This window comes from Gilliamella sp. Nev6-6, from assembly GCF_001690605.1.
Lineage (GTDB): Bacteria > Pseudomonadota > Gammaproteobacteria > Enterobacterales > Orbaceae > Gilliamella > Gilliamella apicola_C.
Genome location: NZ_LZHP01000088.1, coordinates 18,923 through 32,133, shown reverse-complemented (window position 1 = coordinate 32,133; position 13,211 = coordinate 18,923). Strand labels below are relative to the sequence as shown.

12 protein-coding genes are annotated in these 13,211 nt (G+C 35.3%); 10 read left to right on the top strand and 2 right to left on the bottom strand.

The window, feature by feature from the left end:
- Positions 1-9 precede the first annotated feature (9 nt).
- From A9G42_RS10065 to A9G42_RS10040, 6 genes are all read left to right on the top strand, one after another.
- Complete coding sequence (locus tag A9G42_RS10065) at positions 10-1,296, top strand: ABC transporter permease (protein ID WP_065653350.1); 1,287 nt, start codon at positions 10-12, stop codon at positions 1,294-1,296.
- A gap of 17 nt (positions 1,297-1,313) precedes the next feature.
- On the top strand, positions 1,314-2,456 hold the full coding sequence (locus A9G42_RS10060) for an ABC transporter permease (protein WP_065653349.1): 1,143 nt from the start codon (positions 1,314-1,316) through the stop codon (positions 2,454-2,456).
- 10 nt (positions 2,457-2,466) lie between these two features.
- The gene (locus A9G42_RS10055) at positions 2,467-3,126 is read left to right on the top strand and encodes an ABC transporter ATP-binding protein (RefSeq protein ID WP_065567864.1); all 660 of its coding nucleotides are present in this window, start codon (positions 2,467-2,469) and stop codon (positions 3,124-3,126) included.
- A gap of 20 nt (positions 3,127-3,146) precedes the next feature.
- Positions 3,147-3,641 carry a DUF4418 family protein gene (locus tag A9G42_RS10050; RefSeq protein WP_065653348.1) on the top strand — a complete coding sequence of 165 codons (495 nt, stop codon included), beginning with the start codon at positions 3,147-3,149 and terminating at the stop codon, positions 3,639-3,641.
- 72 nt (positions 3,642-3,713) lie between these two features.
- A complete protein-coding gene (locus tag A9G42_RS10045; RefSeq protein WP_065653347.1) occupies positions 3,714-4,925 on the top strand; it encodes an ABC transporter permease in 1,212 nt (403 codons plus the stop codon).
- Positions 4,925-5,590 (top strand): ABC transporter ATP-binding protein, encoded by a 666-nt coding sequence (locus A9G42_RS10040; protein ID WP_065653346.1) that lies wholly within the window; start codon positions 4,925-4,927, stop codon positions 5,588-5,590. Before A9G42_RS10045 ends, A9G42_RS10040 begins: the two co-directional genes overlap by 1 nt.
- Before the next feature lie 54 nt (positions 5,591-5,644).
- Here the strand turns inward: A9G42_RS10040 and A9G42_RS10035 are convergent, their stop codons facing one another.
- Both A9G42_RS10035 and hemB read right to left on the bottom strand, forming a co-directional pair.
- Positions 5,645-6,226, bottom strand: a complete 582-nt coding sequence (locus A9G42_RS10035; RefSeq protein ID WP_065567860.1) for a Maf family protein — start codon at positions 6,224-6,226, stop codon at positions 5,645-5,647.
- Positions 6,227-6,913: 687 nt separating this feature from the next.
- Positions 6,914-7,921 carry a porphobilinogen synthase gene (gene hemB, locus A9G42_RS10030; RefSeq protein ID WP_065588609.1) on the bottom strand — a complete coding sequence of 336 codons (1,008 nt, stop codon included), beginning with the start codon at positions 7,919-7,921 and terminating at the stop codon, positions 6,914-6,916.
- A 186-nt stretch (positions 7,922-8,107) separates the two neighbouring features.
- On the opposite strand from hemB, the gene rpsU reads away from it, so the two are divergent.
- The 4 genes from rpsU (at position 8,108) to A9G42_RS10010 (ending at position 13,210) form a co-directional block, all read left to right on the top strand.
- Entirely contained in the window at positions 8,108-8,323 is a 216-nt protein-coding gene (rpsU, locus tag A9G42_RS10025; RefSeq protein WP_034882800.1) for a 30S ribosomal protein S21, read from the top strand.
- A gap of 142 nt (positions 8,324-8,465) precedes the next feature.
- Positions 8,466-10,247 (top strand): DNA primase, encoded by a 1,782-nt coding sequence (gene dnaG, locus A9G42_RS10020; protein ID WP_065653345.1) that lies wholly within the window; start codon positions 8,466-8,468, stop codon positions 10,245-10,247.
- Between the two features lie 81 nt (positions 10,248-10,328).
- Positions 10,329-12,170 (top strand): RNA polymerase sigma factor RpoD, encoded by a 1,842-nt coding sequence (rpoD, locus tag A9G42_RS10015; RefSeq protein WP_065567856.1) that lies wholly within the window; start codon positions 10,329-10,331, stop codon positions 12,168-12,170.
- Positions 12,171-12,238: 68 nt separating this feature from the next.
- Entirely contained in the window at positions 12,239-13,210 is a 972-nt protein-coding gene (locus A9G42_RS10010; protein ID WP_065653344.1) for a bile acid:sodium symporter family protein, read from the top strand.
- The last annotated feature ends 1 nt before the right edge of the window (position 13,211 follow it).

The following is a 13,211-nucleotide window of genomic DNA, read 5'->3' as shown; positions in this document are numbered from 1 at the left end:
AATTGGATAATGTTTAGCAGAATGTTAATAAGCGTGTTAGTTCGCCAAAAAAAGAAAGTCTTGCTTATTGCTTTAACTATCGCTTTAGGTGTTTCGCTTGCTACTGCTATGTTAAATGTAATGTTTGATGTTGGTGATAAAGTTAATCAAGAATTAAAAGCTTATGGTGCTAATTTAAACATTGTTCCTCGTGGTAATGCCATTATTAATGAAATGTATCAACTCGACAATAATGGTAGGCAACAGACATTACAATATATTAAGCAAGAAGATCTTGTGAAAATTAAAATGATTTTTTGGGCTTACAATATTGTTGATTTTGCGCCTTTTTTAACAACTCAAGCTATTTTTAACGATAAACCTGTTACAGTAGTTGGAACTTGGTTTAATAAACACTTTAATATACCGACAGGTGATCAAGTTGATACAGGTATATTAGCCATGAAGTCATGGTGGGCAATTGAAGGTAACACTATAACAGATGATAATATACAAGCCGTTATGGTAGGGGAATCTATTGCTAAACAGTGGAATTTAGAGCTAGGAGACACAATCGATATCGTCTCACCTCAAACAAACAAAAAGATCACATTGAAAATTAATAATATTTTTCATAGTGGTGGAATTGAAGATACGCAGCTTTTTGTTTCGTTACCTGTGGCACAAGATCTTGCTAATAAAAAAGGATTGGTTGAACGAGTTGAAGTCAGCGCATTAACCACACCTGAAAACGAACTTGCCAGAAAAGCAGCACAAGATCCAAATAGCTTATCCAGAACAGAGTGGGATACATGGTATTGCACCGCTTATATCAGCTCAATTGCTTATCAATTGGAAGAGTTAATGCCCAATGTGCGTGTAAAGGCCATTATGCAAGTTGCCGAGTCTGAAGGCTCTATTTTACAAAAAACGCAATTATTAATGTTATTACTCACTATCTTATCACTAGTTTGTTCTGCTCTAGCTATTTCGAATTTGGTAACAGCCAATGTAATAGAGCGAAGTACCGAAATTGGTTTATTAAAAGCGCTTGGCGCAACCAATACGGCTGTTGCTATGTTAATACTCACTGAAATTTTGATTATTGCCTTACTCGGCGGCGTTTTGGGTTATTTTATTGGCCTTGGTTTTGCGCAAATTATAGGTTATACCGTATTTGGTTCATTTATTGAACCTAAAATGATCATTGTTCCGTTAGTTATAATTATGGTTTGCCTAATCACTTTTTTAGGTAGCTTACCCGCATTACGTATTATGATGTTTTTACGCCCAACCGATGTGTTACACGACCGATAAGATGAAAGGTAAGTATTATGATCAATAACAATAAACGCTTTATCATTAAAATGGTGCTGAGTTCGCTTATTCGCCGTTGTTCGCGCATCACTATTGCTTTACTTGGTGTTGCCATAGGTGCGACTGTACTGCTTGGTATGATTACACTTTGTTATGATATACCACGGCAAATGGGACAAGAATTTCGTTCTTATGGCGCCAATCTTCTATTATTGCCAACTAATAATCAACCAACTGTGGCAATAGCTGATGTCAATAAAGCGGTAAACCTTCTACCAAAAGATAAATTGCTTGGCGTCACGCCATTTCGTTATGATTTAATTCGTAGCAATCAGCAACCTTATACGATTGTGGGAACAGACTTTAAACAAATTACTAAAACCAGCCCCTATTGGCGTATTGAAGGAACATTACCGCAAAATTCACATGAAATACTTATTGGTACCGATATTGCTAATTTTGCAAAATTAACCGTTGGCAACACTATGCCCATTTTGGGTAAATCAAAACAAGATTCCCGTTTTGATGAAGAACTTAAAATTACGGGTATTGTTAAAACAGGACGGGCAGAAGATGGTTTTATCTTTATTGACTTGCATGCGCTAGAACAACTACTTGAAGAAAACGAACAAGCTGAAGTTATTGAAGTCAGTATTACTGCAACAGAATCTGAGTTACAACACTACATTGAAGTCATTAAAAACCAAATGACAAAACTTGAGCCTCATTTAATTAAATGGGTAATAAAATCGGAATCTTCGGTATTAGGTAAACTATCTTCATTACTTTACTTAGTTACTTTTATCGTGCTGATACTTACCATGATTTGTGTTGCTACCACCATGATGACAGTGGTTATGGAGCGCCGTCAAGAAATTGGTCTTAAAAAAGCAATAGGTGCAAATAATATAAGTATTGCCAAAGAGTTTTTAGCTGAAGGATTAGTTTTAGGTGTCGTAGGAGGAATTATAGGTGCTATTTGCGGGCTTATTTTTGCTCAAATCATAAGCAGTAGTGTGTTTGGGCGCTCCGTTATTATTGAGTTTTATTTAATCCCAACCACGATTATTATTTCAACGATAGTAACAGTCATTGCATGTTTAATTCCAGTAAAACGTGCACTTGAAATAGAGCCTGCGTTAGTGTTGCGTGGCGAATAGGATATAAAGTATGAATATACTCGAAGTAAACAATGTGTCTAAGATTTATGGTTCGCTCCATGCGCTGTCTGAAGTGAATCTAACAGTTGAAGAAGGCAAATGGTTATCAATTATGGGACCATCAGGCAGTGGTAAAACCACTTTGATGAATATCATTGGTTGCATGGATAAACCTTCATTGGGCTCAGTCATTTTGGATGGGCAAGATATTACTCAACTTTCTTTGCCCGAATTGACCGAAATTCGCCGAGATAAAATAGGACTAATATTTCAACAATTTCACTTAGTATCATATTTAACTGCTTTAGAAAATGTGATGGTTGCACAATATTATCACAGCATGGTTGATGAAAAAGAAGCTATGCAAGCATTAGAACGAGTTGGGCTTGCTGCACGAGCTAAACACTTACCAAGGCAGCTATCAGGCGGTGAACAGCAACGTGTATGTATTGCCAGAGCATTGATTAATTACCCCAAATTAATTTTGGCCGATGAACCAACTGGTAATTTAGATGAAAGTAATGAAACGATGGTCATGAATTTACTGCATCAGCTACACGAAGAAGGTAGCACAATAATAGTCGTTACTCACTCTCCAGAAGTGTCAAAACATGCTCAAACTACAGTAGTACTTGAGCACGGCAAAATTGCGCGTGTTATAAACAACTAATCAACAATGGGTTATCGTATATGAAAAATCGTATTATTTCGTCAAGTATTTTTATCGTTATTGGTGTGTTAATTATTTTATTTCCATTATATATATTGCCAGTTTGTCCACCGCCTGAAGCTGTAACCACACCGATTGATACAATGAGTAGCACTAGTAGTAAGCTTGCGCATAGTGGGCACATGCATGCTAGTACAGGAAAAATCATGAAATGTTTTTGGACAGCCAGAGCTGAAATCGGTATTGGTTGTTTAGTGATAACTATTGGCACATTGCTATTAATTAGCCGTACTGCCTTTGTTCGCATGGGATTAAGTATGGCACTTGCCTGTATTTCGTTATTAGCCATAGCAATTCCAACCATTTTAATTGGCGTTTGCTCTAACGAAATGATGCGATGTAATATGGGGGCAAAACCAGCCTTAGTGTTATTATCTAGTTTATTATTTATTATTGCTATCATTAACACTTATTATTTAAATAAAAAGACTAAAAATCGACAATTTAACTTTTAAAGGCTAAACGCTTATTTATCTTTATTCGGCATAAAAAAAGATACTTTTTAATTACACCAGCAGGAAGTTAACATGCAAGAAAAACCGATCACTATGGCAAATTTAGCTTGGCGCAATATACAGCGACGACCATTTCGCAGTTGCTGTTTGATTATCATTATCATGCTTTTTTCTGCAACACTGTTTGGTGGTAGCGTGCTAATGAAAAACCTTAGCTTGGGTATTACTGGCATGGCTAATCGGTTAGGAGCTGATATTCTTATTGTCCCCCATGGTTATGAAAAAAATTTAGAAGTTGCCTTATTGCGTGGTGAACCGAGTAGTTTTTATTTAAAAGTTGATTTGATCGATAAGATAAAAGCCATCAAAGGCATCGATGCTATTTCACCACAACTATTTATTGCATCGCTAAATGCAGGTTGTTGTTCATCTAAAGTCCAATTAATTGGTTTTGATCAGCATAGTGATTTTGTGATTAAACCTTGGTTGCAATCACAACTCTCAGCACCTCTTACTGACAATCAAGTCGTTGTCGGTTCAAAAATTAGTGCTAATGCAGGCAGTGAAATCATGTTTTTTAATCACCCATTTAAAATCGCTGCAAAAATGGATAGTACCGGTATGGGCTTCGACACGTCAGTCTTTATGACCATGCAAGCAGCGCAATCATTAATGAAAGAAGCTAAGTTAATTGAGGGCGATATTGACCATTTTGCAGATTATGCTTCGTCAATTTTTATCAAAGTTAATTCTGATTATCAGTCTAAAGACATTATTAATCAAATTATGCCTAAATATGCTATTGACTATAATATTGACTTTATCATGACTAAAGGCATGTTAAGCAATATATCTAAATGGTTAACCAGCTTTTCAACTATTGTTTATAGTCTATCGGCTATTTTTTGGATTCTGGCAATTATTGTGATCTTTGTTATTTTTTCATCTTCACTTAATGAACGGAAACGCGAAATCAGTTTATTACGAATATTAGGCGCTTCACGCCGTGATCTAGTCAAAATGTTGTTACGAGAATCTTTAATAATCAGTGCATTAGGTGGTATTGCCGGCATCATAATCGCAACAGTGTTACTCTATGCATTTAGCTTATTAATTTGTCAATCAATCGGTTTGCCGTGTATGAATATTTCATTATTTGATGCACTATTATATGCAATAATAGTTTTTATTCTTACGTTAATCATTGCCCCGTTATCAAGTACCTATAGTGCATTATCTATAACTAAATTTGATACTTACAGTACGCTTAGAGAGGGCGAATAATGTTACTAAATGTCAAAAATCTACGTAAAGATTATTACCGTGACCAGCAAACCTTTTCAGCAGTAAATAATGTCAGTTTTTCAATGAAAAAAAATGACTTTATTTGCATTATGGGTAAATCGGGCAGCGGTAAAACAACATTACTTAACATGATTGCAGGATTACTCACACCAACACAAGGCAAGATCACCGTTAATGAAACCAACTTATTTGAACTTAATGATCAACAGGTATCGGCATTTCGCAATCAGCATATTGGTTATATTCCACAAGGTAGTAGTTTACTCCCTAATTTAACCGCACTAGATAATATCCGCTTGCCTTTCTATTTAACTAAGCGTTCCAATAATAACAGCCTAAGTTACGCACAAAGCCTGCTTAAAAAAGCTAAAATAAGTTATTTACAAGATGCTTATCCCGCCAATATGTCTGGTGGTGAAATGCGGAGAGTTGCTATTTTACGTGCATTAATTTGTCGTCCACAAATCATTATAGCTGACGAACCAACCAGTGATCTTGATGACGAAAGCTCGGCGGATATCATGCAACTATTAACCGAAATTAACCAGCAAGGCACAGCCTTATTAATTGTCACCCATGATAATGATGTAGCTAGTTATAGCCAAACAATTTTGAAAATGTCGGCAGGGAAATTTATTGATTAAATAAATCGGTTAACACAACACTAAGTCAAAATGGAGGAATTTAACTTGTGTGCTTTACAACAATAGTGGATTACAACCCATTTCAATCATAATTTTATTTAGTTTTAACAGTGGCAATCCGACTAACGAATTAATATCATTACCTTCTAGTTTATCAAACAAGGTAATACCTAACTCATCACATTTAAAACTACCAGCGCACTGTAAAGGCATCTCTTTGCTAATGTAGGCATCAATTTCTGAATCAGTTAAATGTCGAAAGGTCACTTTAAATGGTTCGCAAATGGTGGTTTGTTGTTGAGTTTTGGTATTAATTACTGTCATACCAGTATAAAAATAGAAAGCTTTACTACTGCTTTGTCGAAGCTGTTTGCGGGCATTATCAACCGTATGCGGTTTACAAACAATATTACCGTCTAACACCCCCACCTGATCTGAACCAATAATTAAACTATTGGGATAGCTAGTAACTAATGATTGTGCTTTCATTTGGGCTAAACGAACGACTAACTGCTCGGCTGATTCGCCTTTAAGTGGCGTCTCATCACAAATCGGTGGCACACATTCAAAAGGAATAGCTAATTTTTCAAGCACTTTTTTACGTGATTGAGATGTTGATGCTAAGATGATTCTCATTTTAATTTTCTCTTAAAATCCAAGCGGAAGGATGTGCATTAAAACCGATATAAGCATAATAATCAACTGACTGTGGTGCAGCTAGTAGAGTTATTGTTAACATATTGTAATATAAAAAACAGACAAATAAAAATGGATAAAAAATATTCATAATATCTACTAGCAAAATTAGCTAACAATAGAAAAACTCAAGACGACTTAGATAAGATAATGGTTATTTTTAATAAACTGGCTATCGAAAAGCGCCTTAATTCAGAGATGGACGAATAGTTATGCCATGATAAATATCATAAAAAATTAGGCAGCCATCTGCGATCAGCGTAATGGCTACAACTAAAAGCTATGCTCATTGACGATGATGGTAAGTTGGAGCTACTCATCCCACAATGAGTCAATCGCCCAAAACTGGGAAAAAATACTAATTGATGATTTAATCAATTTTTCCCATACATCGGCTCGCTCATTTTAGTTGATAACTCAAATCTTTTTTAAAATAAGAGAATCTTAGCGAGCCGAAATAAAAACAACATGGCTTATTTTGGGCTTTCAGTGTTGTTGCATATTGATAAAAGGTAACTTTTTTTATAAAAGTATTATAAAAAAACAACAAAACTGCTAATTAATTTAGCTTCTTTATATAATCACCTTGAATTAGAAAAGGATTTATCAACATTTAAACAAATATTGTTATTTTTGATGTAACCACTCAGCGACTTGTTTAGCAAAATAGGTTAAAACACCATCTGCACCAGCGCGTTTAAAACAAAGTAAAGATTCCATAATTGCTAATTTTTCATCTAACCAACCGTTTTGGATTGCTGCTGTTAACATGGCATATTCCCCTGATACTTGATAAGCAAATGTGGGCACAGCGAAAGTTTCTTTCACTCTTCGAACTATATCAAGATAAGGCATACCTGGTTTAACCATGACCATATCTGCACCTTCACTTAAATCCTGATAAATTTCTTGTAATGCTTCACTACTATTCGCAGGATCGAGTTGGTAAGTTTTTTTATTGCTGCCTTTTATATTTTTAGCAGAGCCGACCGCATCGCGAAAAGGTCCATAAAAACTTGATGCATATTTTGCTGAATAAGCCATAATTTGCGTATTAACAAAGCCTTGTTTTTCTAGCTCATCACGTATTGTACCAATGCGTCCATCCATCATATCGCTTGGTGCTATAATGTCAGCACCTGCTTCTGCTTGCATTAACGCTTGTTTAGCAAGCGTTTGAACGGAAATATCATTTTGTACATACCCGTGTTCATCAATAATTCCATCTTGTCCATGTGTAGTATAAGGATCAAGAGCAACATCGGTGAGTATGCCTAGCTCTGGGAATTCTTTTTTTAATGCTCGGATAGCTTTTGGTACTAATCCATTTTCATTATACGCTTCTTGCGCTAGCAATGATTTTTTTACCGGATCAATAGCAGGAAATAATGAAAGGACAGGGATCCCTAATTTAACTATTTGTTCCGCTTCTTTTAATAATACATCAATACTCATTCGATTAACGTTTGGCATTGAACTTACCCGTTCAGTTGTATTATTCCCTTCAACAATAAAGACTGGATAAATTAGGTCATTAACTGTTAAGCTATGCTCAGCAAGCATACGACGACTAAAGTCATGAACTCGGTTACGACGTAAGCGACGTTGTGGGTATTGACCTGTAAATGATGGCATGAAAAACTCCTGTTTATTCTTAATGAGATTTGATTTATTATCTGACGCTATATTTTGATTAGCAAATTAATTTGTAGTCTGATAATAATTCTATTTTTTACTTTACAACATATATCGATTAGGAGTAAAATTACGCACTAAATTTTAGTCCCTTGTGATATTAAATAAATTTGAGGTGAGAGGCACATGCCAGTAATTAAAGTACGTGAAAATGAACCTTTCGATGTAGCATTACGTCGTTTCAAACGTTCTTGTGAAAAAGCAGGAGTTTTAGCTGAAGTTCGTAATCGTGAATTTTACGAAAAACCAACCACTATTCGTAAACGAGCAAAAGCTGCAGCTGTTAAACGTCATGCTAAGAAATTAGAAAGAGAAAACGCTCGTCGCACTCGTCTATATTAATAGTTTTAAAATTATTTATACTGAAAATTGGAATTGATATTAAAATCAATTTGTTATCTTCAAATATAAAGAATTCTAACAAGCCGTATTTTTAATACGGCTTGTTGCCTTTCTGTAACAACAAAATTGGTTAAAATTTATCATGAAAGGTTTTATTCCTCGCGATTTCACCTTAGATCTAATTGCTCGAACCAATATTTTGGATGTCATTAGCAAGCGCGTTAAAATGAAAAAAAAAGGGAATAATTATTTTGGTTGTTGCCCTTTTCATGATGAGAAAACCGCCTCTTTTTCTCTTAATGAGAAAAAGCAGATTTATTATTGTTTTGGGTGCGGTGCCTCTGGATCTGTTGTTAATTTTTTAATGCAATATGAACGGTTATCTTTCCCTGAAGCTATTGAAGAATTAGCTAGCATGCAAGGTATTCAGGTACCTTATATTGATACTGATAATAGTCAAATAGATCAATCAAAGCATATCGAATCTAGAAATGTCCGCCGTGACCTGTATGCATTAATGGCTAAAATTACTAATTTTTATCAACAGCAATTAGCCTTGCCAACATCCATAGAAGCCCATAAATATCTTGAACAAAGAGGGCTTAATGCCGAAATTATCGCCAGATATAAAATTGGTTTTGTGCCTAATGAATGGCGGTTAACATCACAAAATGTGGTTAAAACAAAAGCTGAAGCTGCACTTTATCAGCAAGCGGGTATGTTAGTAACCAATGATAGCCGTAACCAATATGACCGTTTTCGCGGGCGAATCATGTTTCCTATTCGAGATAGGCAAGGAAATGTTATAGCATTTGGTGGGCGAACTATCATTAATGACCCTGCAAAATATATTAATTCACCAGAAACCCCTATTTTTCATAAAGGTTTTCAGCTATATGGACTTTATGAAACACTTGAAGTTAATCGTAACCCTCAGCAACTTGTAGTGGTTGAAGGTTATATGGATGTGGTTTCGCTTGCTCAATATGGCATTGATTATGCTGTTGCCGCTTTAGGTACGGCAACATCAGAAGAACATATTAAATTACTGTTTAGAGCTACAGATTCGGTCATATTTTGTTATGATGGTGATAATGCTGGACGAAACGCTGCTTGGCGAGCTCTGAACGTTTTATTACCTTGTTTAATAGATGGAAAGAAAATTACCTTTGCTTTTTTACCTCAAGATGAAGATCCAGATACTTTTGTGCGTAAAGTTGGTAAAGAGGGTTTTGAAAAATATTTAAATGAAGCACCAAATCTATCGAAATTTTTATTTGATGAGCTTTTAAAGCAAGTTGATTTAAAAACTGCTGAAGGAAAAGCGAAATTAAGTTCGCTAGCTTTACCGTTGCTTGATCAAATTAGGGCAAAAGCTTTCAGATTAAATTTATTACAAAAATTAGGTAATTATTTAGGTTTACTTGATGTTTCTCAACTAGAACAATTGTTAGATGAAAATCGTTCTAAAAAAGATGAAAAAGCCAATGAAAATACACCTAGAACACAAATAAAATTAACTACGATGCGCATTTTAATTGGTTTACTACTTCAATACCCAAATCTTGCTGAGCAAGTTTCTGATCTCAATGCAATTCGTCAAGTTAACATGGCTGGAATTGAGATTTTTATCGAATTGCTTGAATTATGCCAACGTTATCCCAATATAACAACAGCACAAATATTAACAGAATGCATAGACAGGCCGTTTTACAAACAGTTAAGCCGTTTATCAACATGGGAGCACCATTATCAAGATGATGAAATAAGCTCAACTTTTTCACATACTTTAAAAGAGTTGTATGATAATATACTCGCCCAAAGGCAAGATGAACTGATCGCAAAAGAGAGAGTCTCTGGCTTAAGTGCCGTAGAGAAAAAAGAATTGGCGACTTTAATACTTGTTTTATCAAGAAAAGACTAAATATATAGGCTATATGTAGACTCCAACTATTAGTCTACATATATAATATAGATGACAAAATAACTAAAGTGGATACCTTTTATGGAGCAAAATTCTCAATCACAGCTAAAACTCCTGATCATTCGAGGTAAGGAGCTAGGATATTTAACCTATGCTGATGTCAACGATCACTTGCCTGAAGAGATTATTGATTCAGATCAGATTGAAGATATTATCCAAATGATTAATGACATGGGGATTCAAGTGCTTGAAGAAGCCCCAGACTCTGATGAACTATTACTTTCAGATAATGTCCCTGATGAAGAGGCTGTTGAAGCTGCAACTGCCTTAGTATTATCTAATGTTGAATCAGAAATTGGTAGAACAACTGATCCTGTTCGTATGTATATGCGAGAAATGGGCGCGGTTGAACTACTAACACGCGAAGGCGAAATTGATATTGCTAAACGTATTGAAGATGGTATCAATCAAGTTCAAACTTCAGTATCAGAATATCCAGAAGCAATTACTTATCTTTTAGAGCAATATAATTTAATCGAAAGTGGCCAAGTTCGTTTATCTGATTTGATTACAGGCTTTGTTGACCCAAATGCCGAAGAAGTGACAGACGAATTGCCAGAAGATTTAGAAGTTAGTGAATCTGAAATTGAAATTGATGATAGTGACGATGAAAATGAGGATGAAGAAGGAGACTCTTCAACCGATGATGATGTTTCTATTGATCCTGAAGTTGCAAGAGCTAAATTTGCTGAATTAAAAGAGCAACACGATAAAACGTCTGATGCGATCAAAAAATATGGTCGAGCTCATAACAAAGCACAAAAAGAGATCGAAAATCTATCAGAAATATTCAAGCAATTTCGTTTAGTCGCTAAGCAGTTTGATATTCTCGTTAATAATATGCGCAGTATGATGGAGCGAGTCCGAGCACATGAACGCGTGATTATGAAGCTTTGTGTTGAACAATGCAAAATGCCGAAAAAACAGTTTATGACGTATTTTACCGGTAACGAAAATAATATGAGCTGGTATGAAAAAGCGCTCACAGCTAAAGGCGCATTTGCTGTAAGTTTGAAACAGTTTGAAGAACCAATTCAAGTTCAGGTTAACTTATTGCAACAAATCGAAACAGAAACTAGTCTATCTATTGAACAAATTAAAGATATTAATAGACGGATGTCTATTGGTGAAGCCAAAGCCCGCCGCGCCAAGAAAGAGATGGTGGAAGCTAACTTGCGTTTAGTTATTTCCATTGCCAAAAAATATACGAATCGTGGGTTACAGTTCTTGGATCTTATCCAAGAAGGTAATATAGGTTTGATGAAAGCGGTCGATAAATTTGAATATCGTCGTGGTTATAAGTTCTCGACTTATGCAACTTGGTGGATAAGGCAAGCTATTACTCGTTCTATTGCCGATCAAGCAAGAACAATCCGTATCCCGGTGCATATGATTGAAACAATCAACAAACTAAATCGTATTTCACGTCAAATGTTACAAGAGATTGGTCGTGAACCGACACCTGAGGAGTTGTCAGAGCGCATGCAAATGCCAGAAGATAAAATTCGTAAGGTACTTAAGATTGCTAAAGAGCCAATTTCAATGGAAACACCAGTTGGGGATGATGAGGATTCCCATTTAGGTGATTTTATTGAGGATACTGCTCTTGAGCAACCGTTAGATGCAGCGACATCTGAAAGCTTGCGTAGTGCAACACGTGATATTTTATCAGGGCTAACGCCAAGAGAAGCTAAAGTATTACGTATGCGATTTGGTATAGATATGAACACAGACCATACGTTAGAAGAGGTAGGTAAACAATTTGATGTTACACGTGAACGTATTCGTCAAATTGAAGCTAAAGCCTTGCGTAAATTGCGCCATCCAAGCCGTTCCGATGTGCTTCGTAGTTTCTTAGAATAACGTTATTACCTATTAATATCGCCACAATCGTGGCGATTTTTTTTACTAATTAGACTAAAAGCAAAACTATGAATATCCTACAACGTTTTAAAATCGATCCATTTCTATTAACGTTAATTTGTGTCGTAATTACAGCTAGTTTTTTACCATGTAAAGGGCAGACTAAAGTTTTTTTTGAAAATCTGACTACCTTTGCTATTGGCTTGCTCTTTTTTATGCACGGCGCTAAGCTTTCCTTTCAAGCGATTGTTATTGGTATAAAAAATTGGCGGTTACATTTAGTTATTTTTATGACCACTTTTGTTATCTTTCCTGTTCTAGGAGTAATGATGCAAATATTGGTTCCCACTTTTTTACCGCAAAATCTTTATTTAGGTTTTGTTTATCTTTGTGTATTACCCGCAACCGTGCAATCTGCTATTGCGTTTACCTCAATTGCAAAAGGCAATGTGGCTGCGGCTATTTGTAGTGCTTCAGCATCAACATTATTAGGGGTGTTTATTTCTCCTGTTTTAGTGAGTTTATTGATGCATACGCAAGCTTCAAATTCTATGAATATGCTAGATGCCATCACTTCTATCATGTTAAAACTTATGTTGCCATTTTTACTTGGTCACTTATCAAGACGCTTTATTGGCAAATGGGTGGATAAATATAAAAGTGTCATTTATAAAACCGATCGATTCTCAATTCTAATAGTTGTATATGTAGCCTTTAGTGATGCTGTTGCTAATGGTATTTGGTCTCAAATTAGTTTGTTATCACTTTTATCAATTATTTTTTATTCTATTATATTGTTAATTATTGTTTTATTAATAACAACTTATGGTTCAAGATTACTGGGTTTTAACAAAGAAGATGAAATCACTATTGTGTTTTGTGGTTCCAAAAAAAGTTTAGCGAACGGTATTCCTATGGCTAGCATTATCTTTCCTATGTCGATAATCGGCATAATAATTTTACCCTTAATGATTTTTCATCAAGTTCAATTAATGATTTGTGCGATTTTAGCTGCACATTATGCAAAACGAAAAATTTAAA

Bases quoted from the DNA above. Each gene is read 5' to 3' on its own strand.
- rpsU (WP_034882800.1), top strand. From the start codon at position 8,108: ATGCCAGTAATTAAAGTACGTGAAAATGAACCTTTCGATGTAGCATTA.
- hemB (WP_065588609.1), bottom strand. From the start codon at position 7,921: ATGCCATCATTTACAGGTCAATACCCACAACGTCGCTTACGTCGTAAC.
- A9G42_RS10045 (WP_065653347.1), top strand. From the start codon at position 3,714: ATGCAAGAAAAACCGATCACTATGGCAAATTTAGCTTGGCGCAATATA.
- A9G42_RS10040 (WP_065653346.1), top strand. From the start codon at position 4,925: ATGTTACTAAATGTCAAAAATCTACGTAAAGATTATTACCGTGACCAG.
- A9G42_RS10060 (WP_065653349.1), top strand. From the start codon at position 1,314: ATGATCAATAACAATAAACGCTTTATCATTAAAATGGTGCTGAGTTCG.
- rpoD (WP_065567856.1), top strand. From the start codon at position 10,329: ATGGAGCAAAATTCTCAATCACAGCTAAAACTCCTGATCATTCGAGGT.
- A9G42_RS10055 (WP_065567864.1), top strand. From the start codon at position 2,467: ATGAATATACTCGAAGTAAACAATGTGTCTAAGATTTATGGTTCGCTC.
- dnaG (WP_065653345.1), top strand. From the start codon at position 8,466: ATGAAAGGTTTTATTCCTCGCGATTTCACCTTAGATCTAATTGCTCGA.
- A9G42_RS10010 (WP_065653344.1), top strand. From the start codon at position 12,239: ATGAATATCCTACAACGTTTTAAAATCGATCCATTTCTATTAACGTTA.
- A9G42_RS10065 (WP_065653350.1), top strand. From the start codon at position 10: ATGTTTAGCAGAATGTTAATAAGCGTGTTAGTTCGCCAAAAAAAGAAA.
- A9G42_RS10050 (WP_065653348.1), top strand. From the start codon at position 3,147: ATGAAAAATCGTATTATTTCGTCAAGTATTTTTATCGTTATTGGTGTG.
- A9G42_RS10035 (WP_065567860.1), bottom strand. From the start codon at position 6,226: ATGAGAATCATCTTAGCATCAACATCTCAATCACGTAAAAAAGTGCTT.